This window comes from Pseudomonas sp. MWU16-30323 (assembly GCF_020515595.1).
GTDB lineage: Bacteria > Pseudomonadota > Gammaproteobacteria > Pseudomonadales > Pseudomonadaceae > Aquipseudomonas > Aquipseudomonas yamanorum.
Genome location: NZ_JAIWYM010000009.1, coordinates 90127 through 113889 on the forward strand (window position 1 = coordinate 90127; position 23763 = coordinate 113889).

28 protein-coding genes and 1 tRNA gene are annotated in these 23763 nt (G+C 57.1%); 6 read left to right on the forward strand and 23 right to left on the reverse strand.

Annotation, left to right across the window (positions count from 1 at the left end; all coding sequences use genetic code 11):
- Positions 1–3: 3 nt before the first annotated feature.
- From ispG to trmJ, 15 genes are all read right to left on the reverse strand, one after another.
- The gene (ispG, locus tag LIY45_RS13230) at positions 4–1113 is read right to left on the reverse strand and encodes a flavodoxin-dependent (E)-4-hydroxy-3-methylbut-2-enyl-diphosphate synthase (protein ID WP_017478664.1); all 1110 of its coding nucleotides are present in this window, start codon (positions 1111–1113) and stop codon (positions 4–6) included.
- Positions 1114–1117: 4 nt separating this feature from the next.
- Complete coding sequence (locus tag LIY45_RS13235; RefSeq protein ID WP_226476585.1) at positions 1118–2101, reverse strand: RodZ family helix-turn-helix domain-containing protein; 984 nt, start codon at positions 2099–2101, stop codon at positions 1118–1120.
- Complete coding sequence (pilW, locus tag LIY45_RS13240; protein WP_226476586.1) at positions 2101–2859, reverse strand: type IV pilus biogenesis/stability protein PilW; 759 nt, start codon at positions 2857–2859, stop codon at positions 2101–2103. The genes LIY45_RS13235 and pilW overlap by 1 nt, the downstream gene beginning before the upstream one ends.
- Before the next feature lie 12 nt (positions 2860–2871).
- Positions 2872–4020: a 23S rRNA (adenine(2503)-C(2))-methyltransferase RlmN gene (gene rlmN / locus LIY45_RS13245; RefSeq protein ID WP_003209670.1), complete on the reverse strand. Its 1149-nt coding sequence runs from the start codon at positions 4018–4020 to the stop codon at positions 2872–2874.
- Between the two features lie 30 nt (positions 4021–4050).
- Positions 4051–4476 (reverse strand): nucleoside-diphosphate kinase, encoded by a 426-nt coding sequence (ndk, locus tag LIY45_RS13250; RefSeq protein ID WP_003175956.1) that lies wholly within the window; start codon positions 4474–4476, stop codon positions 4051–4053.
- A gap of 88 nt (positions 4477–4564) precedes the next feature.
- Positions 4565–4765 carry a Fe-S cluster assembly protein IscX gene (gene iscX / locus LIY45_RS13255; protein WP_017478661.1) on the reverse strand — a complete coding sequence of 67 codons (201 nt, stop codon included), beginning with the start codon at positions 4763–4765 and terminating at the stop codon, positions 4565–4567.
- 14 nt (positions 4766–4779) lie between these two features.
- The gene (fdx, locus tag LIY45_RS13260; RefSeq protein ID WP_003209674.1) at positions 4780–5121 is read right to left on the reverse strand and encodes an ISC system 2Fe-2S type ferredoxin; all 342 of its coding nucleotides are present in this window, start codon (positions 5119–5121) and stop codon (positions 4780–4782) included.
- A gap of 3 nt (positions 5122–5124) precedes the next feature.
- Positions 5125–6987, reverse strand: coding sequence for a Fe-S protein assembly chaperone HscA (gene hscA, locus LIY45_RS13265; protein WP_226476587.1), 1863 nt, complete (start codon positions 6985–6987; stop codon positions 5125–5127).
- Positions 6988–7038: 51 nt separating this feature from the next.
- Positions 7039–7560, reverse strand: coding sequence for a co-chaperone HscB (gene hscB / locus LIY45_RS13270; RefSeq protein ID WP_008438289.1), 522 nt, complete (start codon positions 7558–7560; stop codon positions 7039–7041).
- Positions 7561–7568: 8 nt separating this feature from the next.
- Positions 7569–7892 (reverse strand): iron-sulfur cluster assembly protein IscA, encoded by a 324-nt coding sequence (gene iscA, locus LIY45_RS13275; protein WP_017478657.1) that lies wholly within the window; start codon positions 7890–7892, stop codon positions 7569–7571.
- 27 nt (positions 7893–7919) lie between these two features.
- Entirely contained in the window at positions 7920–8306 is a 387-nt protein-coding gene (gene iscU, locus LIY45_RS13280) for a Fe-S cluster assembly scaffold IscU (RefSeq protein ID WP_003209682.1), read from the reverse strand.
- 102 nt (positions 8307–8408) lie between these two features.
- Positions 8409–9623, reverse strand: coding sequence for an IscS subfamily cysteine desulfurase (locus LIY45_RS13285; RefSeq protein ID WP_008438290.1), 1215 nt, complete (start codon positions 9621–9623; stop codon positions 8409–8411).
- Between the two features lie 50 nt (positions 9624–9673).
- Positions 9674–10165 (reverse strand): Fe-S cluster assembly transcriptional regulator IscR, encoded by a 492-nt coding sequence (gene iscR, locus LIY45_RS13290; RefSeq protein WP_003210305.1) that lies wholly within the window; start codon positions 10163–10165, stop codon positions 9674–9676.
- Between the two features lie 297 nt (positions 10166–10462).
- Positions 10463–11245, reverse strand: coding sequence for a serine O-acetyltransferase (gene cysE / locus LIY45_RS13295; RefSeq protein WP_226476588.1), 783 nt, complete (start codon positions 11243–11245; stop codon positions 10463–10465).
- A gap of 2 nt (positions 11246–11247) precedes the next feature.
- The gene (trmJ, locus tag LIY45_RS13300; RefSeq protein ID WP_226476589.1) at positions 11248–12018 is read right to left on the reverse strand and encodes a tRNA (cytosine(32)/uridine(32)-2'-O)-methyltransferase TrmJ; all 771 of its coding nucleotides are present in this window, start codon (positions 12016–12018) and stop codon (positions 11248–11250) included.
- A 145-nt stretch (positions 12019–12163) separates the two neighbouring features.
- Between trmJ and suhB the strand changes: the two genes are divergently transcribed.
- The gene (suhB, locus tag LIY45_RS13305) at positions 12164–12979 is read left to right on the forward strand and encodes an inositol-phosphate phosphatase (protein ID WP_003175971.1); all 816 of its coding nucleotides are present in this window, start codon (positions 12164–12166) and stop codon (positions 12977–12979) included.
- 52 nt (positions 12980–13031) lie between these two features.
- Here suhB and LIY45_RS13310 read toward each other — a convergent pair whose 3' ends face one another.
- The 6 genes from LIY45_RS13310 to queA all read right to left on the reverse strand — a co-directional run bounded on the left by LIY45_RS13310 (position 13032) and on the right by queA (position 19111).
- Positions 13032–13580, reverse strand: coding sequence for a glycine zipper 2TM domain-containing protein (locus tag LIY45_RS13310; RefSeq protein WP_003210309.1), 549 nt, complete (start codon positions 13578–13580; stop codon positions 13032–13034).
- A gap of 123 nt (positions 13581–13703) precedes the next feature.
- Positions 13704–14618 carry a protein translocase subunit SecF gene (gene secF, locus LIY45_RS13315; RefSeq protein WP_017478653.1) on the reverse strand — a complete coding sequence of 305 codons (915 nt, stop codon included), beginning with the start codon at positions 14616–14618 and terminating at the stop codon, positions 13704–13706.
- A gap of 9 nt (positions 14619–14627) precedes the next feature.
- Positions 14628–16496, reverse strand: a complete 1869-nt coding sequence (gene secD / locus LIY45_RS13320; protein ID WP_010176872.1) for a protein translocase subunit SecD — start codon at positions 16494–16496, stop codon at positions 14628–14630.
- A gap of 62 nt (positions 16497–16558) precedes the next feature.
- Entirely contained in the window at positions 16559–16897 is a 339-nt protein-coding gene (gene yajC, locus LIY45_RS13325; protein WP_003175975.1) for a preprotein translocase subunit YajC, read from the reverse strand.
- Between the two features lie 43 nt (positions 16898–16940).
- Positions 16941–18056, reverse strand: a complete 1116-nt coding sequence (tgt, locus tag LIY45_RS13330; RefSeq protein WP_003210314.1) for a tRNA guanosine(34) transglycosylase Tgt — start codon at positions 18054–18056, stop codon at positions 16941–16943.
- A 5-nt stretch (positions 18057–18061) separates the two neighbouring features.
- Positions 18062–19111: a tRNA preQ1(34) S-adenosylmethionine ribosyltransferase-isomerase QueA gene (gene queA / locus LIY45_RS13335; protein ID WP_093201386.1), complete on the reverse strand. Its 1050-nt coding sequence runs from the start codon at positions 19109–19111 to the stop codon at positions 18062–18064.
- Between the two features lie 108 nt (positions 19112–19219).
- On the opposite strand from queA, the gene LIY45_RS13340 reads away from it, so the two are divergent.
- A tRNA-Leu gene (locus LIY45_RS13340) sits at positions 19220–19304 on the forward strand.
- 94 nt (positions 19305–19398) lie between these two features.
- Complete coding sequence (locus LIY45_RS13345) at positions 19399–19728, forward strand: hypothetical protein (protein WP_226476590.1); 330 nt, start codon at positions 19399–19401, stop codon at positions 19726–19728.
- On the opposite strand, the gene LIY45_RS13350 is transcribed toward LIY45_RS13345, so the two are convergent.
- Positions 19725–20360 carry a LysE family translocator gene (locus LIY45_RS13350; protein ID WP_226476591.1) on the reverse strand — a complete coding sequence of 212 codons (636 nt, stop codon included), beginning with the start codon at positions 20358–20360 and terminating at the stop codon, positions 19725–19727. The two genes, LIY45_RS13345 and LIY45_RS13350, sit on opposite strands and share 4 nt — an antisense overlap.
- Positions 20361–20517: 157 nt before the next feature.
- On the opposite strand from LIY45_RS13350, the gene LIY45_RS13355 reads away from it, so the two are divergent.
- Complete coding sequence (locus tag LIY45_RS13355) at positions 20518–20886, forward strand: PH domain-containing protein (protein ID WP_177075462.1); 369 nt, start codon at positions 20518–20520, stop codon at positions 20884–20886.
- A gap of 150 nt (positions 20887–21036) precedes the next feature.
- Here LIY45_RS13355 and LIY45_RS13360 read toward each other — a convergent pair whose 3' ends face one another.
- The gene (locus LIY45_RS13360; protein ID WP_226476592.1) at positions 21037–21324 is read right to left on the reverse strand and encodes a DUF3077 domain-containing protein; all 288 of its coding nucleotides are present in this window, start codon (positions 21322–21324) and stop codon (positions 21037–21039) included.
- A gap of 518 nt (positions 21325–21842) precedes the next feature.
- Here LIY45_RS13360 and LIY45_RS13365 point away from each other — a divergent pair.
- On the forward strand, positions 21843–23072 hold the full coding sequence (locus LIY45_RS13365; RefSeq protein WP_226476593.1) for an ATP-binding protein: 1230 nt from the start codon (positions 21843–21845) through the stop codon (positions 23070–23072).
- Positions 23072–23650: a DUF4276 family protein gene (locus LIY45_RS13370; protein ID WP_226476594.1), complete on the forward strand. Its 579-nt coding sequence runs from the start codon at positions 23072–23074 to the stop codon at positions 23648–23650. Before LIY45_RS13365 ends, LIY45_RS13370 begins: the two co-directional genes overlap by 1 nt.
- Positions 23651–23763: the final 113 nt, after the last annotated feature.

Sequence of the window (23763 nt, forward strand, 5' to 3'; positions counted from 1 at the left end):
TTCTTAGCCGCGCGCGATCAGCGCTGCGTCAGCCGCGACCTTCTCGGCCGCTTTCTGGCGGATCAGCCGTTCCAGCTCATCCACCAGATTGTCATTCGTCAGTTTCTGCGACGGCTTGCCGTCGATGTAAATCAGGTTTGGCGTACCGCCGGTCAAGCCCACATGGGCTTCTTTGGCCTCACCCGGCCCGTTGACCACACAGCCAATCACCGCAACATCCAGCGGCACCAGCAGGTCTTCGAGGCGTACTTCCAGTTCGTTCATGGTTTTCACCACGTCGAAGTTCTGCCGCGAGCAGCTCGGGCAGGCAATGAAGTTGATGCCACGGGAACGCAAATGCAGGGATTTGAGAATGTCGTAACCGACTTTCACTTCCTCTACCGGGTCTGCCGCGAGGGAGATGCGAATAGTATCGCCAATCCCGTCGGCCAGCAGCATACCGAGACCCACCGCAGATTTCACTGTGCCTGAACGTAAACCGCCGGCTTCGGTGATACCCAGGTGCAATGGCTGGACGATTTCCTTGGCCAGCAGGCGGTACGCTTCTACCGCCATGAACACATCGGAAGCCTTTACGCTGACTTTGAAGTCCTGGAAATTCAGGCGCTCAAGGTGCTCAACGTGGCGCAACGCGGACTCCACCAGTGCTGCCGGAGTCGGCTCGCCGTATTTCTTTTGCAGGTCTTTTTCCAGGGAACCGGCGTTGACGCCGATGCGGATGGGAATCCCGCGATCACGGGCGGCATCCACCACGGCGCGAACCCGGTCTTCACGACCGATGTTGCCCGGGTTGATCCGCAGGCAGTCGACGCCCAGTTCGGCCACGCGCAACGCGATCTTGTAGTCGAAGTGGATATCGGCGACCAGCGGCACCTTGACCAGTTGCTTGATGCGGCCAAAGGCTTCGGCAGCGTCCATGTCCGGTACGGAAACCCGCACGATGTCGACGCCCGCCGCTTCCAGGCGATTGATCTGGGCGACAGTGGCCGCCACGTCATTGGTGTCGCTGTTGGTCATGCTTTGTACGGCGATGGGGGCATCGCCGCCCACCGGCACCGAGCCGACCCAGATCTTGCGCGATACGCGACGTTTGATTGGAGATTCGCCGTGCATGACTTTATTGTCCCAACTTCAGGCGAGCAGTCTCGCCACTGGTGAACGGCGCCACGTCCACAGGCTGGCCGTTGTAGGCCACTTGCGCGCCACGGGCAAAGCCCAGACGCAGCGTCAAAGGAGGCTTGCCGCCCTGGTCAAGTGTATCTCCCTTACGCTTCAGACCACTGAACAGCACTTTGCCGTTGCCATCGGAGACTTGCGTCCAGCAGTCAGCGACGTAGGTAATTTGTACTCGGCCATCACCGGCGATAAGCGCTGGGGTGGTTGGCGCGGAAATCGCCGGGGCAGCCGGAGCGGCTGGAGCCGGAGCCTGCGCCGGGGCGGCTGGCGTATGAGCCGGAGCAACTGGCGTCGCGGCGACCACTGGAGCGGGAGCGACAGGAGTCGTGGCAGGTGCAGTACCCGCTTCAGGAGCAGGCTGCTCGGCGCTCGGCTCTGCCTCAGGCGCCGCCTGGCCCTGGGCCACGGCCTGGTCTTCCGGCTCGTCCAATGGATGAATCTGGGTGGTGCCGTCGGCGCTTTCGACTTCGACATGCTCCATGGCGTTGGTGGACAGATCCTTGCCACGTTGGGAGGTCTGATCCTGCCACCATACAAAACCACCACCTATCACGGCGATCAGCAGCAACAGGCTGACAATTCGCAAAATCGTGTGGGAAACACGCACAGGCTCTTCAATGCGCCCCAGGCCATGGACATTGCTGCCCTGGGAATCGGTACCGGTGATCTGGTCGAATTCCTGGACCAATGCCGCCTGGTCGATACCAAGCAACTTGGCATAGGCGCGGATATAGCCGCGGGCAAAGGTATGCCCTGGCAGCTTGTCGAACGCGCCAGCTTCAAGGTTGCCCAATGAAGTCGTGGTCAAATTGAGCTTGAGGGCCACTTCTGCCAGCGACCAACCATTGCTTTCGCGGGCCTGACGCAAGGTCTCGCCTGGGTTTCCACGATTAGCTGCTACAACTTCCGGGTGCGCCGCTTTCATCATTGCTCCGACAGGTATTGCTGATATTCCGGCGTACCGGGATAGAGTCGTTCGAGTTGCTGGCCAAAACGTGCGGCCTTGTCGCGTTCTTCATGAACCGTCGCCAGGCGCACACCGAGCAATAGACTACGTGCATTTTGCCCGCTCAGCAGGCTAAAACGCTCGTAATAGTCACGTGCCGGCACATAATGCCTGTCTTCGAAGGACAACTCAGCCATTTCGAGCAAGGCTCGAGGCTGACGCTGGTTCAGGTGCAGGGCTTTTTCCAGTTGCTGGCGGGCGGTGTCGCGCTGGCCGAGAAGCATTGAGGTCACCCCAAGATTCTCGAAAACCCGCGAGCGCTCAGGATAGAGGGTATCGGCCGCAGCCTGCTGGAAATATTCGGACGCCTGTTGATAACGCTTCTGCGCAAACAAAAAACTGCCGTAATTATTCAGCAGTCTTGGGTCGCCAGGACGTATGGCCAGGGCCTTTTGGAAATATTGATCGGCCAATTCAGGCTCGGCCTGGGCCTGGAACACCAAGGCTAACGCAGCATTGGCGTCTGCGTCGCTGCCATCCAGTTCAAGGGCCTTCTTGAGCGGCACCTTGGCCTGTTCGGCCATTCCTTGCTGCAAGTACCCCAAGCCCAACTGCACATAGGCCGCACGCGCCTCGTCACGGCCCTTGCCGGTTTGCAACGGGCTGTCATAGCCCGATGAAACACAGCCAGCCGCAAGGCTGGCAACAAGCAAAAGCAGCGCAAGGCGCAAGGGCATAGAGATCCTCTCTCAGGTTCGAGTCGCGGCGCTTTGCGGCATATCGTCGGCGGCACTCAGTTCACGCACGGCGATATAACGTTCGCTGCGACGGGTGCGATCCAGCACCTGTCCTACCAATTGGCCACATGCCGCATCGATGTCTTCGCCGCGGGTGGTGCGCACGGTGACATTGAAGCCTGCATGGTGCAGTTGATCCTGGAAACGGCGGATGGCGTTGTTGCTCGGCCGCTCGTAGCCAGAATGGGGAAACGGGTTAAACGGAATCAGGTTGATCTTGCACGGTACGTTCTTGAGCAACTCGATCATCTCGACCGCATGCTCGACCTTGTCGTTGATGTCCTTGAGCATGGTGTACTCAATGGTCAACACACGTTTCTCACCCAAGGTCGCCATATAACGCTGGCAAGATTCGAGCAGCATCTTAAGCGGATACTTCTTGTTGATCGGCACCAATTGGTTACGCAATGCGTCATTCGGTGCGTGCAGCGACAACGCCAGGGAGACGTCGATGTGCTTGGCCAGCTCATCGATCATCGGTACCACGCCGGAGGTCGACAGGGTCACACGGCGCTTGGAAATGCCGTAGCCCAGGTCATCCATCATCAGGTGCATGGCCGCAACAACGTTGTCGAAGTTCAGCAGCGGCTCGCCCATGCCCATCATCACCACGTTGGTGATGGCACGGTCGGCGGTCGCCGGGATGCTGCCGAACGATTTATTGGCAATCCACACCTGGCCGATGACTTCGGCGGCGGTGAGGTTGCTGTTGAAACCTTGCTTGCCGGTGGAGCAGAAACTGCAGTCCAGGGCACAGCCTGCCTGGGACGAAACGCACAAGGTGCCGCGCTTGCCCTGGGGAATGTAAACGGTCTCGACGCAGCTGCCGGACGCCACGCGCACCACCCACTTACGGGTGCCGTCGGTGGAGATGTCCTCGCTGACCACTTCGGGGCCGCGAACTTCGGCAATGGCCTTGAGCTTGTCGCGCAGGGCCTTGCTGACGTTCGTCATGGCGTCGAAATCATCGACGCCAAGATGGTGAATCCACTTCATTACCTGAGCGGCACGAAAACGCTTCTCCCCGATTGAGTCGAAGAATTTTTCCATTTCCTGTTGAGTCAGACCCAGCAGGTTGGTTTTTGCAGTCAATGTAGTCATGGATTCACCTTCGCTCTTTTAAGCCAATGCTTAGCGAGCGGTTACTTCAGTAGCAGCGAAAAAGTACGAGATTTCGCGGGCAGCAGCGGCTTCGGAGTCCGAACCGTGAACGGCGTTGGCGTCGATCGATTCAGCGAAGTCAGCACGGATGGTGCCGGCAGCCGCTTCTTTAGGGTTGGTAGCGCCCATCAGCTCACGGTTCAGAGCGATAGCGTTTTCGCCTTCCAGAACCTGAACAACAACAGGACCGGAGATCATGAAGGCAACCAGGTCGCCGAAGAAACCACGAGCGCTGTGCTCAGCGTAGAAGCCTTCAGCTTCAGCTTTGGACAGTTGCTTGAGTTTCGAAGCTACAACCTTCAGGCCGGCTTTTTCGAAACGAGTGGTGATCTCGCCGATGACGTTTTTTGCAACAGCGTCAGGCTTGATGATGGAGAAAGTACGTTGAACAGCCATGGTGTAACTCCAGAAACGGTAATTTGCGAAAAATTAAACCCGCGAATTATACGCGGGTTCTTGGGTATTGCCTAACCTGCGGGGATGATCAGTCTATTTCTTCGATCCAGAGGGCCTGGACCGCTTCCAATACCTTCTCGCCGCAGCGGCCAGAGGTATTGTCGAAATCCGGAAGCTCCATGATCCATCGCTGCAGGTCGACGAAGTTGACAGTGAGCGGGCTCACATCGGGCTTGGATTCAGCCAGTTCTTCAGCAATGCGTTGTACATCATTCCAACCGTAACTCATGACAGTTCTACCAGTCAGTGCGGCGCTTCGGCGGCATGGTTAAGCGAATATTTCGGAATTTCAACAGTGAGGTCTTCTGTGCCCACTTTTGCCTGACAGCTCAAGCGCGATGTCGGCTCCAGACCCCACGCCCTATCAAGATAGTCCTCTTCCAGCTCATCAGCCTCTTCGAGGCTATTGAAACCTTCGCGGATGATGCAATGGCAGGTGGTACAGGCGTTGACGCCGCCGCAGGCGCTTTCGATCTCGATGTGGTTGTCGTGAGCGACTTCGAGAATGGACTTGCCGGTCTCAGCCTCCACAACCATACCGTCCGGGCAATGCTCGGCGTGTGGCAGAAAAATGATCTGCGGCATCAGTTAATCCTCAAGTTCGTTCAAGTTGCGGCCCGCCAGGGCGGCTTTCACCGACTGGTCCATACGACGGGCGGCAAAGGCATCCGTCACTTGCGACAGACGCTTGGTCTGCTGCTCGATGGCGTAACCATCGGTGCCTTTCATCAATTCAGCCAGCTCCTGCATCTGCAGGTCGATAACCATGCGCTCTTCGGCATCCAGCAGGCGCTCGCCGTCAGCCTCAAGGGCGCCCTGCACCGCTTCGAGCAGGCGCTGGGCGTCGACTTGCTGCTCTCGCAACACGCGGGCGACCTTGTCGTCACCGGCGTACTGGAACGAATCCTTGAGCATCTTGGCGATTTCGCCGTCGGTCAGGCCGTAGGACGGCTTGACCTGGATGCTGGCTTCAACGCCGGAGGCCAGTTCGCGGGCGGCGACGCTGAGCAAGCCGTCGGCGTCGACCTGGAAGGTCACGCGAATCTTCGCCGCACCGGCCACCATCGCCGGAATCCCGCGCAATTCGAAGCGCGCCAGGGAACGGCAGTCGCTGATCAGTTCACGCTCACCTTGCAGCACATGAATCATCATGGCCGTCTGGCCATCTTTGTACGTCGTGAAGTCCTGGGCACGGGCAACGGGGATGGTGGTGTTGCGTGGAATCACCTTCTCCATCAGGCCGCCCATGGTTTCCAGCCCCAGGGACAAAGGAATCACGTCGAGCAGAAGCAGTTCGCCACCCTCGCGCTTGTTACCGGCGAGGGTGTCGGCCTGGATCGCGGCACCAATGGCCACCACTTGATCCGGGTCGATTTCAGTCAGCGGCTGGCGACCGAAGGCTTCAGCGACCGCCTCACGAACACGTGGCACGCGGGTCGAACCGCCCACCATGACCACGGCAGCCACGTCTTCCAACTCGACACCGGAGTCACGTACGGCGCGGCGACAGGCTTTCAGGCTGCGGGCGACCATCGGCTCAATCAAGGAATCGAACGCTTCACGGGTCAGTTGAGCCGACCAGCTGCCGTAGGAAACTTCCACCGAAGCAGCCTCAGTCAGCGCTTCTTTGGCGGCGCAGGCGGTTTGCAGCAGATTACGTTGCGCGCCCGGATCCAGGTCGGCAGACAAGCCGGCGCTGGTGATGATCCAGCCCGCGATGGCGTGATCGAAGTCATCGCCGCCCAGGGCCGTATCGCCACCGGTAGCCAGCACTTCGAAGACACCGCCGGTCAGGCGCAGGATCGAAATATCAAAGGTACCGCCGCCCAGGTCGTAGATAGCCACCAGGCCTTCGGCGTGCTGGTCCAGGCCGTACGCCACAGCGGCCGCAGTCGGCTCGTTGAGCAGGCGCAGCACGTTCAGGCCGGCGAGCTTCGCCGCATCCTTGGTGGCTTGGCGCTGAGCGTCATCGAAGTACGCAGGAACAGTAATCACCGCCCCTACCAGTTCGCCGCCCAAGGTAGTTTCCGCACGCTGGCGCAGCACCTTGAGGATATCGGCCGACACTTCCACCGGGCTTTTCGGGCCCTGGATGGTGTCGATGAACGGCATATGGGATTCACCGCCAACGAAGCGGTAAGGCAGTTGGTCACCCAGCTGCTTGACGTCGGACAGACCACGACCCATCAAGCGCTTGACCGACAGCACGGTGTTCAAAGGATCGGTAGACGCTGCCAGCTTGGCCGACTCGCCCACTTCAGTGCGGTCAGCGTGATAGCGCACGGCAGACGGCAGGATGACCTGGCCATCCGCGTCAGGCAGCGGCTCGGAAAGACCGCTGCGCAATGCAGCGACCAGCGAATTGGTAGTGCCCAAGTCAATCCCGACCGCCAGACGACGCTGGTGCGGTTGAGGACTTTGGCCGGGTTCGGCGATCTGCAGTAGGGCCATGGTAATCAGGACTTATCTGTATATCAGGCGTGCAACCTGGGCGGCACTGGGTTAATCGTCGAGGCGCTCTTCTAACTGGCGCACTTCGTAGGTGAGCTTGTCGAGGAACTGCATGCGCCGCATCAGGCGTTCGGCCTGTTCACGTTGCGCTGCATCATCCCAACAGGCTGCGAAGCTTTCGTTGAGTTCATCCTGGGCCACTTTCAGACGGCGCTTGAAGACCGCGACGCCGGCCAAATCGGCCTCGTCCTGCAACTCTTCAAGCTCCTCGCGCCATTGCATCTGCTGCATCAGGAAATCAGGGTCCTGGACCGTGACCTCAAGCGGCAGCTCGCGACCGCCCATGGCGAGCAGGTAGCGCGCGCGTTTGGGAGGGTTCTTGAGCGTCTGATAGGCTTCGTTGAGGCTGGCTGATTGCTCCAGCGCCAAGCGTTGCTCACGCTCGGAAGCGTCAGCAAAGCGGTCCGGGTGCACCCCACGCGCCAGTTCACGGTAGCGCGTGGCAAGCTGTTCAAGGTCCAGTCGAAAACTCGGCTGCAGCTCGAATAAAGCGAAATGACAAGGAGTACCCACGATCAGCCTCAGATGTTGAAGCTTTCGCCGCAGCCACATTCACCGCGTACGTTGGGGTTGTTGAACTTGAAGCCTTCGTTCAACCCTTCCTTGACGAAATCGAGTTCGGTGCCGTCCAGGTAGGTCAGGCTTTTCGGGTCGATGATCACTTTTTCGCCGTGACTTTCGAACACCTGATCTTCCTCGACCACCTCGTCGACGAACTCCAGCACGTAGGCAAGGCCGGAACAGCCCGTGGTGCGAACACCCAGACGAATCCCCTCACCTTTGCCGCGCCCGTCAAGGGAGCGTCGCACGTGTTTAGCCGCCGCTTCTGTCATGCTGATAGCCATCGTGACTCCTTACTCGTCGCCAAATGCTTAGATCAAGCCTTTCTTCTGCTTGTAGTCGCGAACTGCCGCCTTGATGGCGTCTTCTGCGAGTACCGAGCAGTGGATTTTCACTGGCGGCAAGGCCAGTTCTTCGGCCAGTTGGGTGTTGCTGATAGTCACAGCCTCATCCAGGGTCTTGCCTTTCATCCATTCGGTCGCCAGGGAGCTGGAGGCGATGGCCGAACCGCAGCCGTAAGTCTTGAACTTGGCGTCTTCGATAACGCCAGCTTCGTTGACCTTGATCTGCAGGCGCATAACGTCGCCGCACGCCGGAGCGCCGACCATGCCGGTGCCGACATCAGGGTCTTCCGCGTTCATCTTGCCGACGTTGCGCGGGTTTTCGTAGTGGTCGATGACCTTTTCGCTGTAAGCCATGGTACTGAATCCTCACTCATCAGGGCCGCTCTGGAACCCTGTAAACACGCCTGCGTTTTCCGCCACGTCTTTACAGAGCCTTTTGGGTGGCGGCTTCTATAGTTAGTGTGCCGCCCACTCGATCTTGGAAATATCGACACCGTCTTTGTACATGTCCCACAGCGGGGACAAGGTACGCAGCTTGGTGACGGCCTCGCAGACTTTCTGCGCGGCGTAGTCGACTTCTTCTTCGGTGGTGAAACGGCCGAACGTAAAGCGGATCGAGCTGTGAGCCAGTTCGTCGTTGCGGCCCAGGGCGCGCAGGACGTAGGACGGCTCAAGGGAAGCCGAGGTGCAGGCCGAACCGGACGAAACCGCCAGGTCCTTGAGCGCCATGATCAGCGACTCGCCTTCGACGTAGTTGAAGCTCAAATTCAGGTTGTGCGGTACACGGGCGGTCATGCTGCCGTTGATGTACAGCTCTTCAAGGTGCTCGACCTGCTTGTAGAAGCGATCGCTCAGGGCCTTGATGCGCACGTTTTCAGCAGCCATGTCTTCCTTGGCCACACGGAACGCTTCGCCGATGCCGACGATCTGGTGGGTCGCCAGGGTGCCGGAACGCATGCCGCGCTCGTGACCGCCGCCGTGCATGGTGGCTTCGATACGTACGCGAGGCTTGCGGCTCACGTAGAGGGCGCCAATGCCTTTAGGGCCGTAGGTCTTGTGGGCAGAGAACGACATCAGGTCGACTTTCAGTTTCGACAGGTCGATATCGACCTTGCCGGTGGACTGAGCAGCGTCGACATGCAGCAACACGCCCTTGGAGCGGGTCAGCTCGCCGATGGCGGCGATGTCGTTGATGGTGCCGATTTCGTTGTTCACGTGGATCACCGAAACCAGGATGGTGTCTTCACGCATCGCGGCTTCGATCATCGCAGGGGTCACGATACCGTCGGTGGTTGGCTCGAGGTAGGTAACCTCAAAACCTTCACGCTCCAGTTGGCGCATGGTGTCGAGGACAGCCTTGTGCTCAATCTTGGTGGTGATCAGGTGTTTGCCTTTGGTCGCGTAGAAATGCGCCGCACCCTTGATTGCCAGGTTGTCGGACTCGGTGGCACCGGAGGTCCAGACGATTTCACGTGGGTCGGCATTCACCAGGTCAGCGACCTGGCGACGAGCGTTTTCCACGGCTTCTTCAGCTTTCCAGCCGAAAACGTGGGAACGGGACGCCGGGTTACCGAAGTTTCCGTCAACCAGCAGGCATTCGCTCATCTTTTGCGCGACACGCGGATCAACCGGGGTGGTCGCTGAGTAATCAAGGTAAATCGGCAATTTCATGGACTTTCTCCTAAATCAGGCTGGCTGGCGTGCCGTTAGCTCTTCGGCTGTCACTCGACGGCGGACGCTTCAATCTTGTCCAGACGCGGCGCCTTGGTGTTGCAACGGCGCTGGTCCTGACGCTGGGCTACTTCTTGCACCTCACGGCGAGTCACAAGATCAGCCAAGCTGATACCACTCAAAAACTCATGGATCTGCAGGCTCAGGTCACACCACAAGTGGTGCGTGAGGCAGGTGTCACCGGCATGGCAGTCACCCAGGCCCTGGCATTTGGTGGCATCGACGGATTCATTCACCGCGTCGATCACCTGGGCGACCTGGATGCCCTGCATGTCGCGGGACAGTTGATAGCCGCCGCCTGGACCACGAACGCTGGAAACCAGATTGCTGCGGCGCAACTTGGCGAACAACTGCTCGAGGTAGGACAGGGAAATGCCTTGGCGCTCGGAGATATCGGCCAGGGACACCGGCCCATTTTGCGCGTGCAAGGCCAGGTCAAGCATGGCGGTCACCGCGTATCGGCCTTTTGTAGTCAGTCTCATGGACAAGTACCAAGGTGTTTCAGAATGGGAGCAAGTATGCGATTCCCGAGTATTTAAGTCAACTATAAGACCTAGTACTTTAGTCAGGATTACCCGTAAAAGGGCGCGCGAATAATAGCAGGGCGGGGCGGGATGGACCAGCGGGAACAGGGCCAAGCCCCAACCTCAAGACCAATGGAGATCAAATGTGGGAGCTGGCTTGCCTGCGATAGCGGTTTGCCAGCCAGCCTTTCCGGCACTGACTCGCCGCCATCGCAGGCAAGCCAGCTCCCACAGGGATCGCGACCGGCTCAAGAGTCAGCCAGCTTTGGTAGCGCTTTCGTCCTTGATCTCGGCGAAGTCTTCCTTGCGCAGCTCAGGCAGGTCCTTGGCGCAGTAGTTGCTGCCGAGGTCTTTCAGGGCACCGCACATGCCGTCCAGCTTGCCGTCCACCGCTTGCAGGTGATCCAGCAACTGGCCGATGGCACGCGCCACCGGGTCAGGCATGTCTTCACTGACACCATAGGCATCGAAGCCGATTTTCTCGGCCATGGCCTTGCGCTTGGCTTCCTGCTCATCACCGACTTCCGGCTTGACGATAATCCGCCCCGGAATGCCGACAACCGTTGCGCCAGGCGGCACGGCCTTGGTCACCACGGCGTTGGAGCCGACCTTTGCACCCGCACCGACGGTAAACGGGCCGAGGACTTTGGCGCCCGCCCCTACTACAACGCCATCTTCCAGCGTCGGGTGGCGCTTGCCCTTGTTCCAAGTGGTGCCGCCCAGGGTCACGCCCTGATACAGGGTTACGTCATCACCAATCTCGGCGGTCTCGCCAATAACGATGCCCATGCCGTGATCGATAAAGAAACGACGACCGACTTTGGCGCCCGGATGAATCTCGATCCCGGTCAACCAGCGACCAAAGTTGGAGACCAGCCGCGCCAGCCACTTCCAGCCCATATGCCACAAGGCGCCGGACAGGCGGTGGATCCAGATCGCGTGCATGCCCGGGTAGCAGGTCAGCACCTCAAAGGCGTTGCGCGCCGCCGGGTCACGGTGGAAAACACTCTGGATATCTTCTCGCAAACGCTCGAACATTTTTAATCCTTCCGCTTAAGAAGCTCGCCACGGGCCGCTTTCTGGGTTTCCGTGAGGATGCCACGCAATATATTCATTTCCGCCCGGCTGACCGAGCTGCGTCCGTACAACCGACGCAGGCGCGCCATCAAGTGCCGTGGTTTTTCCGGATCGAGGAATTCAATGGCCACCAGGGTTTGCTCCAGGTGTTCATAGAATCGCTCCAGCTCGTCCATGGTGGCCAACTCACCACTCTTAGTCGATGCAACCTCGTCCTTTTCAACCTTGCTTGGCTGACCTTCAGCGGCCAGCCAGGCCATGCGCACTTCATAACTCAACACCTGCACCGCCGCCCCGAGGTTCAGCGAACTGAACTCTGGGTCTGATGGGATGTGCACGTGATAATGACATCGCTGCAACTCTTCATTGGTCAGGCCGGAGTCTTCACGGCCAAATACCAAGGCGATTTCAGCGCCGCCGGCGGCCTCTTCCACGACTTTGGTCCCGCATTCGCGGGGATCCAGCAGCGGCCAGGGGATGCGACGGTCGCGAGCGCTGGTGCCGAGCACCAGATTGCAGCCGACCAGGGCGCCTTCCAGGGTGGCGACGACCTGGGCTTTTTCGAGGATGTCATTGGCGCCGGACGCGCGAGCATCGGCCTCGTGGTGCGGGAACACACGCGGCTCCACCAGCACCAGACGCGTCAGCCCCATGTTCTTCATGGCTCGCGCCACGCCGCCGATATTGCCGGGATGACTGGTATTGACGAGGACCACACGGATGTTTTGCAGCAAGGGAGGCGCTCTCGGACACGGGAAAGGGGAGCAAATCTTACAGAACAGCCTAAGGTTATGCCATGAAAGGTAACGTCGTCCTTCACCTGAAGAAAGTTTCTGCTAGAATGCTCGGCTTTCTTTAACAACCTTAGGTGACACATCCATGCAGCCCATGCTGAATATCGCGCTGCGCGCCGCCCGCAGCGCCAGTGAATTGATCTTCCGCTCCATCGAGCGCCTGGATACCATCAAGGTCGACGAAAAAGACGCCAAGGATTACGTATCCGAGGTGGATCGCGCCGCCGAGCAGAAAATCATCGACGCGCTGCGCAAGGCCTACCCTACCCACGGCATCCTCGGTGAAGAAACCGGCCTGCACAAAGGTAGCGGCGAAGGCGAAGACTACCTGTGGATCATCGACCCACTGGATGGCACCACCAACTTCCTGCGCGGCATCCCGCACTTTGCCGTGAGCATTGCCTGCAAATACCGTGGCCGCCTGGAGCACGCCGTTGTTCTGGACCCGGTTCGCCAGGAAGAATTCACCGCCAGCCGTGGCCGTGGCGCCCAGTTGAACGGTCGCCGCCTGCGCGTCAGCGGTCGCACCAGCCTGGACGGCGCCCTGCTGGGTACCGGCTTCCCGTTCCGCGATGACCAGATGGACAACCTGGAAAACTACCTGGGCATGTTCCGCGCCCTGGTTGGCCAGACCGCCGGCATCCGTCGCGCCGGTGCAGCCAGCCTGGACCTGGCTTATGTCGCTGCCGGTCGTTTTGATGCGTTCTGGGAGTCGGGCCTGTCCGAGTGGGACATGGCTGCAGGCGCACTGCTGATTCAAGAAGCGGGCGGCCTGGTGAGCGACTTCACCGGCGGTCACGACTTCCTGGAGAAGGGCCACGTCGTTGCTGGCAACACCAAATGCTTCAAGGCAGTACTGACGGCGATCCAGCCGCACCTGCCGGCCTCGCTGAAGCGCTAAGCGAGCGAGCACAAAAAAGCACCCCTCGGGGTGCTTTTTTTTATATCTGAAATTACTGCTGCGGCTGGTTCTGACCGATAACCAGGCGCCCTTCCTTGTCGACCGGGATCTGATTGCCTGGATCACGATCCATGCGCACAGAGCCTTCCTTGCCGTCCAGGGTGTAACGCACGTCGTACCCGACAACCTTGTCACTGATGTCGTTAACGGTGTTACAACGGGTTTGCGTCGTGGTGTAGGTATCGCGGTTCTGCATGCCTTCCTGAACCTTGTTACCGGCATAACCGCCACCGACCGCACCGGCCACCGTGGCCAGCTTCTTGCCATTACCGCCGCCGACCTGATTACCCAACAGGCCGCCCGCCAGCGCACCGACCACCGTACCGACGATCTGATGCTGATCCTGCACAGGCTTCTGCCGGGTCACGGCAACGTCCTTGCAGACTTCACGCGGGGTTTTAATCTGGGTTTTCACCGGCTGCACCGCCAGCACTTGCGCATACTCAGGGCCGCTTTTTACCAGGCTGTAGGTGGCAACAGCACCCCCGGCAGTCACACCGACAGCACCCAATACCGCACCAACCAGTAACGACTTGTTCACGTGAACCTCCTGACCATCACAAACGGACCGAACGATCCGCGCTATACCCAGCCTTGGAGCAAAAAAAAAGGCGCGAGTTCAATACTCGCGCCTTATTTGTAACAGCAGATCAACACACACCCATCAAGGGCGGTCGTCGACCTCCTTGCCGGTGCTGGCAGGAGGGATCAGGTCTTCGCTGTTGAGGTTCAGCCAGATCAGTACCACGTTGGCGATGTAGATCGACGAGTAGGTACCCGCCAGTACGCCGATGAACAGCGACAGCGAGAAGCCCCACAGGTTGTCACCACCGAACACCATCAGTGCGGCAATTGCCAGCAAGGTGGAGATCGAGGTCGCCATGGTGCGCAGCAGGGTCTGGGTGGTGGAGATGTTGATGTTCTCGATCAACGTCGCCTTGCGCAGTACCCGGAAGTTCTCACGAACCCGGTCGAATACCACGATGGTGTCGTTGAGGGAGTAACCAATGATCGCCAGCACCGCCGCCAATACCGTCAGGTCGAAGGTAATCTGGAAGTAGGCCAGGATACCCACGGTCACGATCACGTCGTGGATCAGCGACACAATGGCGCCGACACCGAACTTCCACTGAAAGCGGAAAGCCAGGTAGATCATGATGCCGACCAGCGCCATCAGCATGCCGAGGCCGCCCTGGTCGCGCAGCTCTTCACCCACTTGCGGGCCCACGAACTCGACGCGCTTGACCGACGCCGGGTTGTCACCACCGACCTTCTGCAAGGCCTCGGCTACCTGGTGACCCAGTTGCGGGTCTTCGCCCGGCATACGCACCAGCAGGTCAGTGGTAGCACCAAAGCTCTGCACGATAGCTTCGTGATAGCCGGCCTTGACCAGCTCGTTGCGCACCAGGCTAACGTCGGCCGGCTTCTCGTAGGTCAGCTCGATGAGCGTACCGCCGGTGAAGTCCAGACCGTAGTTCAGGCCCTTATGGAACCAGCTGAACAACGCCAGAACGGTAAGGAGCACGGTGAAGCTGAACGCAACGTTGCGAACGCCCATGAAGTTGATTGTACGTAACATGGCAGCCCCTTAAATCCACAACTTCTTGAAGTCACGTCCGCCAAAGATCAGGTTGACCATTGCGCGGGTCACCATGATGGCCGTGAACATCGAGGTAAAGATACCGAGGGACATGGTCACCGCAAAACCTTTGACCGGGCCGGTGCCCATGGCAAAGAGAATCCCGCCGACCAACAGAGTGGTCAGGTTGGAGTCGAGAATCGCGGTAAATGCCCGGCCGAAGCCTTCGTTGATTGCCCGTTGAACGGTCATGCCCGCAGCAATCTCTTCACGAATCCGCGAGAAGATCAGTACGTTGGCGTCTACCGCCATACCCATGGTGAGTACGATACCGGCGATACCCGGCAGGGTCAGCGTTGCACCCAGCAGCGACATCAGGGCCAGCAGCATCACCATGTTGCCCGCCAGTGCGACGGTAGCGATGATGCCGAAGAAGCGGTAGATGGCGATGATGAACAGAGAGACGAACAGCATGCCCCACAGTGCAGCGTCGATACCCTTGGTGATGTTGTCAGCACCCAGGCTCGGGCCGATGGTACGCTCTTCAGCGAAGTACATCGGGGCCGCCAGGCCACCGGCACGCAGCAGCAGCGCCAGTTCGGACGACTCACCCTGGCCGTTCAGGCCAGTGATGCGGAATTGAGCACCCAGCGGCGACTGGATGGTCGCCAGGCTGATGATCTTCTTCTCTTCTTTAAAGGTTTGTACCGGAACGTCTTTCTCGACGCCATCGACCACTTGCTTGGTGTAGGTGGTGACAGGACGCTGCTCGATGAAGATCACCGCCATGCTGCGACCGACGTTGCTGCGGGTTGCGCGGCTCATCAGTTCGCCGCCGTGACCGTCCAGGCGAATGTTCACTTCAGGCGTACCGTGCTCGCCGAAACCGGCCTTGGCGTCAGTAACCTGGTCACCGGTGATGATCAAGCCACGCTCGATCAGTGCAGGTGGACGATTGCCCTCACGGAACTCGAACTCTTCAGCAGTCGCGCGGGTAGCACCCGGCTCAGCCGCCAGACGGAATTCCAGGTTGGCAGTCTTGCCCAGGATACGCTTGGCTTCAGCAGTGTCCTGCACGCCCGGCAACTCAACCACGATGCGGTTGGCACCCTGGCGCTGAACGATCGGCTCGGCCACACCCAGTTCGTTGACGCGGTTACGGACCGTGGTCAAGTTCTGCTTGATGGAGTATTCACGGATTTCCGCCAGCTTGGCCGGGGTCATCGCCAGACGCAGTACCGCCTGACCATTGAGGTCGGCCGGAACAATGTCGAAATCGTTGAAGTTCTTGCGGATCAGTGCACGGGCCTGTTCGCGGGTTGCTTCGTCAGCAAAGCCCAGCTGGATGGCGCCGTTGAGCTGCGGCAGGCTGCGATAACGCAGACGCTCTTTACGCAGCAGGCTCTTCACATCGCCTTCGTAGACTTTCAGGCGAGCGTCGAGGGCCTTGTCCATGTCCACTTCCAGCAGGAAGTGCACACCACCGGACAAGTCCAGACCCAGCTTCATCGGGTGTGCGCCAATCGCGCGCAGCCATTTTGGCGTGGTCTGTGCCAGGTTCAGCGCGACAACGTAGTCATCACCCATGACCTTGCGCACAACGTCTTTGGCCGGCAATTGGTCTTCTTGCTTGGTCAGGCGCAACAAGCCGCCCTTCGCATCAGCTGCCAAACTTGCCGCTTTAACCTGGATACCCGCATCAGTGAGCGCTTTGCTCGCACGGTCCAGATCAGCCTGATTGACCTGCAACGCAGTGCTGGCGCCAGTGATCTGGATCGCCGGGTCATCAGGATAGAGATTGGGAGCGGAATAAATAAAACCGATCGCCAGCACCGCCAGGATCAGTACGTATTTCCACAGAGGGTATTTGTTCAGCATCACGCCGCCCGCTTATAACGCGGGGCGCCTTGCGCGCCCCGTCGATTGGTAAAGGTTGTTACTTAGATCGCTTTGAGCGTGCCTTTTGGCAGCGTGGCGGCGATGGCGCCCTTCTGGAACTTCATTTCTACGGTGTCGGAGACTTCCAGAACCACGAAAGCGTCGGACACTTTAGTGATCTTGCCGGCGATGCCGCCAGTGGTCACGACTTCGTCGCCTTTCTGCAAGCTGCCCAGCAGGTTCTTCTGCTCTTTGGCGCGCTTGGCCTGTGGACGCCAGATCATCAGGTAGAAGATGACCAGGAAGCCGACCAGGAAAATCCACTCAAAACCACCGCCCATAGGACCGGCAGCGGCCGGTGCAGCGGCATCAGCCATGGCATTAGAGATAAAAAAGCTCATTTAGCACTCCAGTTGCAAATAGTGAATCTTAGGGTCGGAAAACTCAGTCCAAGGGCGGCACAGGCAGCCCGCGCTTGGCATAGAAGGCATCGACGAAGGCGGCCAATGTACCCTGTTGAATAGCCTCGCGCAAACCAGCCATCAGGACTTGGTAGTGGCGCAAATTGTGGATGGTATTCAACATGCTACCCAGCATTTCCCCACACTTGTCCAGATGGTGCAGATAAGCACGCGAGAAGTTCTGGCAGGTGTAGCAGTCACAGGTGGGATCCAGCGGCGATTCATCATGGCGATGGAACGCGTTACGGATCTTCAGCACGCCTGTATCGATGAACAGATGCCCATTGCGGGCATTACGGGTTGGCATCACGCAATCGAACATGTCCACACCGCGGCGCACACCCTCTACGAGATCTTCCGGTTTGCCAACGCCCATAAGGTAACGAGGTTTGTCAGCCGGCATCAGGCCCGGCAGGTAGTCCAGCACTTTGATCATCTCGTGCTTGGGCTCGCCCACCGACAGACCGCCGATGGCCAGGCCGTCAAAACCGATCTTGTCCAGGCCTTCCAGCGAGCGCTTGCGCAAGCTTTCATGCATGCCGCCCTGCACGATACCGAACAGCGCCGCGGTGTTATCGCCATGGGCATTTTTCGAGCGCTGGGCCCAACGCAGCGACAGCTCCATGGAGATCCGCGCGACGTCTTCATCGGCCGGGTACGGCGTGCATTCGTCAAAAATCATCACGATGTCGGAGCCCAGGTCTCGCTGGACCTGCATCGACTCTTCCGGGCCCATGAACACTTTGGCGCCGTCCACCGGGGAGGCGAAGGTCACGCCCTCCTCCTTGATCTTGCGCATGGCGCCCAGGCTGAACACCTGGAAGCCACCCGAGTCGGTCAGGATCGGGCCTTGCCACTTCATGAAGTCATGCAAGTCGCCATGCTTCTTGATCACTTCGGTGCCCGGGCGCAGCCACAGGTGGAAGGTGTTGCCCAGGATGATCTCGGCGCCGGTGGCGACGATGTCACGCGGCAGCATGCCTTTTACCGTGCCGTAGGTACCGACCGGCATAAAGGCCGGGGTCTCGACGGTACCGCGAGGGAAGGTCAAACGGCCGCGGCGAGCTTTACCATCCGTGGCCAGCAATTCAAACGACATACGACTCATGATTGTTCCTCTGGGCCGCGCGGCGCCGGATTACGGGTGATAAACATCGCATCACCGTAGCTGAAAAAACGGTATCCGTTATCGATGGCGGCTTGATAAGCGGCCATGGTCTCGGGATAACCGGCAAATGCCGACACCAGCATCAACAGCGTGGATTCCGGCAAATGGAAATTGGTCACCAGGGCATCGACCACATGAAACGGCCGGCCCGGGTAGATAAAGATATCGGTGTCGCCACTGAACGGCTTGAGCACGCCATCGCGCGCCGCACTTTCCAGCGAACGCACGCTGGTGGTACCGACCGCCACCACCCGCCCGCCACGCGCCTTGCACGCGTCAACCGCATCCACGACTTCCTGGCTGACTTCCAGCCACTCGCTGTGCATGTGATGGTCTTCGATGTTATCCACACGCACCGGCTGAAAGGTGCCGGCCCCCACGTGCAGGGTCACATAGGCCGTTTCAACGCCTTTAGCGGCGATCGCATCCAGCAGCGGCTGGTCGAAATGCAGCCCCGCAGTCGGTGCCGCCACGGCACCCAGGCGCTGGGAGTACACCGTCTGATAACGCTCGCGGTCCGAGTCTTCGTCGGGGCGGTCTATATAAGGAGGCAACGGCATGTGGCCGACACGCTCCAGCAGCGGTAACACTTCCTCGGCAAACCCAAGCTCGAACAACGCATCGTGACGGGCCAGCATTTCAGCTTCGCCACCGCCATCGATGAGAATCTTCGAACCCGGTTTCGGCGACTTGCTGGAGCGCACATGGGCCAGCACGCGGTGGCTGTCCAGCACCCGCTCCACCAGAATTTCCAGCTTGCCACCGGACGCTTTCTGGCCAAACAGCCGTGCCGGAATCACCCGGGTATTGTTGAAAACCATCAAGTCGCCCGGGCGTAAATGCTCAAGCAAATCAGTGAATTGACGGTGTGCGAGGGCACCGCTGACCCCGTCCAGGGTCAGCAGTCGACTGGCGCGACGCTCGGCCAAAGGGTGGCGAGCGATCAGCGAATCAGGGAGCTCAAAAGTAAAGTCAGCAACGCGCATGATGGGGTTCGTCTAGCAGGGCCGGGAAGTCTAGCGGAAATAGTGAAAATTGACCATGAAACGTGATTGACCAACGGTAATCTCATCTCTATACTTCGCCGCCATTGAGCCCTGATGGCGGAATTGGTAGACGCGGCGGATTCAAAATCCGTTTTCGAAAGGAGTGGGAGTTCGAGTCTCCCTCGGGGCACCATCTTAAAAAAAGACCTTGAAATTCAAGGTCTTTTTTTTCGCCTGCAGGAAAGTGATGATGGGCAGGCGAACGCGAGAGAAGAGGAACCTTGACCATGGAACTGACGCTGGAAGCTGTTGCGCTTTTTGCGCTCAAGCTGGTGCATGAGACCGAAGGCGCGAGCCCGATTCTTCGGGATGACCTGGTCATGGACGGCTATGAGCGGGAAGTGTTTGGCTTGCTGGTGCGCAAGGGCGATCTCAACGCCATCCAGCAAAAAATCGAAGAATGCCTGGCATTGGCCCTCGAATCCCTGGGCGGTGCAAACACCGTGATGGGCCGCGAGCTGCAACGGCTCGCGGTGGGTGTGCATCAAGCAACGACACTCGAAGCACTCAATGCTCCGCTCAGCGCACTCAAGGATTACCTGAAGGCGATCCTTTAACGCCGACCTTCGACCGCCATGCGTACGGCCAGGCCCATCAGCACCGAGCCCATCACCCAACGCTGCACGGTTTGCCAGACGGGTTTACGGATGAAAAATCCTGCAATCGAGCCTGCCATAACGGCGATCAGCGCGTTGACGCTCACGCTGATCATGATCTGCGTAAAGCCCAGAACCAGGGATTGCGAGAGCACACTGGCGTGGCCGTTAGGGTCGATAAACTGAGGCAGCAACGACAAATACATCACCGCCACTTTGGGATTCAGCAGGTTGGTGACAAAACCCATCATGAACAGCTTGCGCGGGCTGTCCTTGGGCAAGTCCCGTACCTGGAAGGGTGAACGGCCACCTGGCTTCACCGCCTGCCAGGCCAGGTACACCAGATACAACGCCCCGCCGAGCCGCAGCGCGTCATAGGCGTAAGGAACCGCCATCACTAACGCCGTGATGCCCAATGTCGCGCAGAACATATAGACGACAAACCCCAACGCAACGCCGCCGAGGGAAATCAACCCGGCCATACGCCCCTGGCAGATCGACCGCGAAATTAGGTAAATCATGTTCGGGCCGGGCGTCAGCACCATGCCGAGCGAAATCAGGCCGTAGGCAAGCAAACTGGACAGTTCGGGCATGGTGTAACTCCTTGGCGACGTAAAATTTTGTAATGGCCGGCGGGTTGTTGGCGCCATGGTAGGGCGATAAAAGGAAGGCTGTTAGATACAGATCCGCGAGCAAAACGTCATACACCGGCATAGGCGTTTACCGCACCATTTACCCAAGGAAAGGCACATGATCGACTTCAACAACAAAGGCTTCTTCAAACTCAAACAGAACAACGAATACGCAGAACGCGTTTCGTCATTGCTGCTGGATGATGAGCAGGTCATCGATTCCTACAAGGCCATGCGCGATGGGGTGGTGTTCACCACCAAGCGCATCATCGCGGTGAACGTGCAAGGGATTACCGGCAGCAAGAAGGACTTCACTTCACTGCCGTACAAAAACATCGTCGCGTATTCGGTGGAAACGTCCGGGACGTTTGACCTGGATTCGGAACTGGAGATTTACTTTTCGGCGGTGGGGAAAGTGAAGTTTGAGTTTACGGGGAAGACGTCGATTGTTGAGATATCGAGGGTGATTTCAAAGCATGTGCTTTGAGCTGTCGAAGCCATCAAACGCCTAAAAAAAGACCTCGAATAACGAGGTCTTTTTTTCGCCTACGGAAAAGTACTCCTGGGTGGACTCAATCAAATGTGGGAGCTGGCTTGCCTGCGATGGCATCCTCCCACACCCTGCAAAACCACCTACCTACTCAACCGCCCCATTCGGCAACATCCCATTCGCCAAATCATCTACCACCGCCTTAGCCATCTCCCCCAAATAATGCGACGCCCACGCATAGCGATCGGCGCCCTTCTCCATGGCTGCATCCAACGCCAACATCTTTGAACAGTGGAGCAAGACAGACGCGTGCTCCAAGGCATCGCGAATCGGCACACCGGAGTTGACGCGGAAAAGATGGTGGAAATCCGGCGAAACGCCGCAGGTGGAAAAGGTGATGATACCGAGGGTTTTGTTGAGAGGCGGGTTGATCATTGGACACCTCCGGTATGGGCCGGGGTGGTGATTGCAGAACAGTAGATGTACGAACAGACAGAAACGCTCATGGGCATAGCTCCTAATGTCAAAAGAGCTACCACATTCGTTATCAGGCGAATAAGGGTGGCAGCTGTGCGCAGGCTGATAAACCGGGACAATAGGAACCCGGCAGGTCCGAAGACCTCCCGCGCACAGCCGCCATAACACGGCCGTACGGACGCAAAAAAAGCGTCGGCAATGGTGCTGGAGACGCTTTGTGCGCCTATTGTTCCACGGGTTATCAGGCCCGGTCACTGAATTTGCAGTGACAACCCAGAAGGTAGCCCGGGATATACGATGCTGAAAGGGCGGCTTTGTCGCCAAAAATTTCCGCCATCAATTTCATATCGACCATGATCGAAACGTACTGAAGCTGAGGAAACCGGGGCTGATAAAAAAAATGATGACTAAGTGATATCAGTATGAAATCATTTGATTAAATCCGTAAAAATACGGCTCATCAAAAGGGAATACTGATGAATAACGTCAAATTGACGAGGTTAGAAGTAACTAACTACCGATCCTGCGTTTCGACGTCATTTGAGCCGAATAAAAATTTATCAGCACTAATTGGCCCTAACGGAAGCGGTAAAACCACAATACTTTCAGCCTTCCAATTGCTTACAGGCATCCTCAACGCGCGACACTCACCGTATACGAGAAAAGTTCAAAATGATCCATTTTCTTCTGACTGCATCTTAAAATCCCGATTCGAGTGGAACGGCAAGACAATTCTCCACGAAGCAAAAATCAGCCTCGTAAACAATGAACGAAACGAAGACGAAATACTAAACGCAACAGAAACATGGTATTTATATTCAATTACAGGTTCTAGAAAAAAAATCGGAATTCCAATGGCCGCGCTAACCGACGACTATAGATTTTCGAACAGAGACTTCAGGCATAGCCTAATCCGCTTCCTCAAAGAGCAATTTAACGACGAGAATATTGCGTCTAGCGCACTCTCCGCTTTTATCGACATTGTAAAATTCATCAAATCAATCAGCTATTATAGCGCTTCCATCTTCACCAACCCATCAAGCTCACCAATATCCTTTGAAGTTGAAAGCGAATCAGGTGTTCGTCGCGGAATATCTATAGGCGGACATAAAAAATTCTTATATGACCTCTACTCCTGCTATCGCTCAAATCCTAATGATTACGAGACATTTATTGACATAATTGGAATCAATGGCGTCCACCTAATCGACGAACTTAAATTTCAAGAAATTGAAACCTCATCTTCCGTATACAAAGTCTCAGTCGGCGGAAGAATTACAACAAAGGAAAAAAAGAACAATCTAATCATTCCAAACTTTATTATTTATGGAAACTCCCTCTCACCAAGTCAACTTTCAGAGGGCACCTTCAAAACTCTAGCTTTGATCTTTTACCTCATAACAAATCATGGTTCACTCATGTTAATTGAGGAACCAGAGGTCTGCGTTCACCACGGTTTACTTTCTAGTATCATAGAGCTCATAAAAATATACTCACTAGAAAAACAAATAATAATCTCCACTCACTCTGACCAACTACTGGACCGATTAGAGCTAAGCAGCGTATTTAAGGTTTCTAGAAACGAAGAAGGAACAACTGTAACCAACGTCAAGAAAAACTTAAACATAGATGAACTAGCCGCATTAAAGGATTACCTCTGCAACCAAGGTGGCCTTGGTGAGTACTGGAAGCATGGAGAGCTCTAATGGCAATTAAAATAGGCGTAATCGCAGAAGACATTAGTGACGTCCAGGTCATAACAGAAATATTAGCAAAATATATTGACCGCACAAAATTTTCCGTAAAACACTTTGTAGGCCAAGGGTGTGGAAAACTCAAAACAAAATGCCAGGCCTGGGCAACCAACTTAACTAAAGCTGGCTGCCAACACATATTAATTTTTCATGACCTAGACCGCAATAACGAAGCAAGTCTAAGGAAAGACATTACTGAAAGAATCCAACAAGCCGATGCAATAAAAACTCTGATTGTCATACCAGTCGAGGAACTTGAGGCTTGGTTATTGTCGGACATAGAAGCTATAAGGCACGTTTTCTCGATCGCACAAAAAATCAAAGCAATCTCGAACTCCGAGACTGTAAAGTCTCCAAAAGAGCATCTTCAAAAGATGGTCAGAAGGCATAGCAACAAAATCTATATGAATACCGTCCACAACAAAAAAATTGCAACATACACAAACCTACAAAACTTAATAAAATGTAGCTCATACAAACCGCTTGACGACTACATGAGAGAAAATTTCCCTCGCGCACTACCTGCTTAAAATATGAACTAATGTACTCGCGGACAGCAATCGGCTTTCGACGAAATCTAAAGCCGATGACGGCCTAGGCATACCTTATAACATTTACCAGACAAATGATTGGGATATGACAA

Excerpts from the sequence above, each read along its gene's own strand:
- queA (WP_093201386.1), bottom strand. The coding sequence starts at position 19,111 with ATGCGCGTTGCTGACTTTACTTTTGAGCTCCCTGATTCGCTGATCGCT.
- fdx (WP_003209674.1), bottom strand. The coding sequence starts at position 5,121 with ATGCCGCAGATCATTTTTCTGCCACACGCCGAGCATTGCCCGGACGGT.
- ispG (WP_017478664.1), bottom strand. The coding sequence starts at position 1,113 with ATGCACGGCGAATCTCCAATCAAACGTCGCGTATCGCGCAAGATCTGG.
- yajC (WP_003175975.1), bottom strand. The coding sequence starts at position 16,897 with ATGAGCTTTTTTATCTCTAATGCCATGGCTGATGCCGCTGCACCGGCC.
- LIY45_RS13285 (WP_008438290.1), bottom strand. The coding sequence starts at position 9,623 with ATGAAATTGCCGATTTACCTTGATTACTCAGCGACCACCCCGGTTGAT.
- suhB (WP_003175971.1), top strand. The coding sequence starts at position 12,164 with ATGCAGCCCATGCTGAATATCGCGCTGCGCGCCGCCCGCAGCGCCAGT.
- pilW (WP_226476586.1), bottom strand. The coding sequence starts at position 2,859 with ATGCCCTTGCGCCTTGCGCTGCTTTTGCTTGTTGCCAGCCTTGCGGCT.
- LIY45_RS13350 (WP_226476591.1), bottom strand. The coding sequence starts at position 20,360 with ATGCCCGAACTGTCCAGTTTGCTTGCCTACGGCCTGATTTCGCTCGGC.
- iscR (WP_003210305.1), bottom strand. The coding sequence starts at position 10,165 with ATGAGACTGACTACAAAAGGCCGATACGCGGTGACCGCCATGCTTGAC.
- LIY45_RS13355 (WP_177075462.1), top strand. The coding sequence starts at position 20,518 with ATGATCGACTTCAACAACAAAGGCTTCTTCAAACTCAAACAGAACAAC.
- secD (WP_010176872.1), bottom strand. The coding sequence starts at position 16,496 with ATGCTGAACAAATACCCTCTGTGGAAATACGTACTGATCCTGGCGGTG.
- rlmN (WP_003209670.1), bottom strand. The coding sequence starts at position 4,020 with ATGACTACATTGACTGCAAAAACCAACCTGCTGGGTCTGACTCAACAG.
- iscA (WP_017478657.1), bottom strand. The coding sequence starts at position 7,892 with ATGGCTATCAGCATGACAGAAGCGGCGGCTAAACACGTGCGACGCTCC.
- ndk (WP_003175956.1), bottom strand. The coding sequence starts at position 4,476 with ATGGCTGTTCAACGTACTTTCTCCATCATCAAGCCTGACGCTGTTGCA.
- secF (WP_017478653.1), bottom strand. The coding sequence starts at position 14,618 with ATGTTACGTACAATCAACTTCATGGGCGTTCGCAACGTTGCGTTCAGC.
- iscU (WP_003209682.1), bottom strand. The coding sequence starts at position 8,306 with ATGGCTTACAGCGAAAAGGTCATCGACCACTACGAAAACCCGCGCAAC.
- LIY45_RS13360 (WP_226476592.1), bottom strand. The coding sequence starts at position 21,324 with ATGATCAACCCGCCTCTCAACAAAACCCTCGGTATCATCACCTTTTCC.
- hscA (WP_226476587.1), bottom strand. The coding sequence starts at position 6,987 with ATGGCCCTACTGCAGATCGCCGAACCCGGCCAAAGTCCTCAACCGCAC.
- tgt (WP_003210314.1), bottom strand. The coding sequence starts at position 18,056 with ATGTCGTTTGAATTGCTGGCCACGGATGGTAAAGCTCGCCGCGGCCGT.
- LIY45_RS13235 (WP_226476585.1), bottom strand. The coding sequence starts at position 2,101 with ATGAAAGCGGCGCACCCGGAAGTTGTAGCAGCTAATCGTGGAAACCCA.
- cysE (WP_226476588.1), bottom strand. The coding sequence starts at position 11,245 with ATGTTCGAGCGTTTGCGAGAAGATATCCAGAGTGTTTTCCACCGTGAC.
- LIY45_RS13345 (WP_226476590.1), top strand. The coding sequence starts at position 19,399 with ATGGAACTGACGCTGGAAGCTGTTGCGCTTTTTGCGCTCAAGCTGGTG.
- iscX (WP_017478661.1), bottom strand. The coding sequence starts at position 4,765 with ATGAGTTACGGTTGGAATGATGTACAACGCATTGCTGAAGAACTGGCT.
- LIY45_RS13370 (WP_226476594.1), top strand. The coding sequence starts at position 23,072 with ATGGCAATTAAAATAGGCGTAATCGCAGAAGACATTAGTGACGTCCAG.
- LIY45_RS13365 (WP_226476593.1), top strand. The coding sequence starts at position 21,843 with ATGAATAACGTCAAATTGACGAGGTTAGAAGTAACTAACTACCGATCC.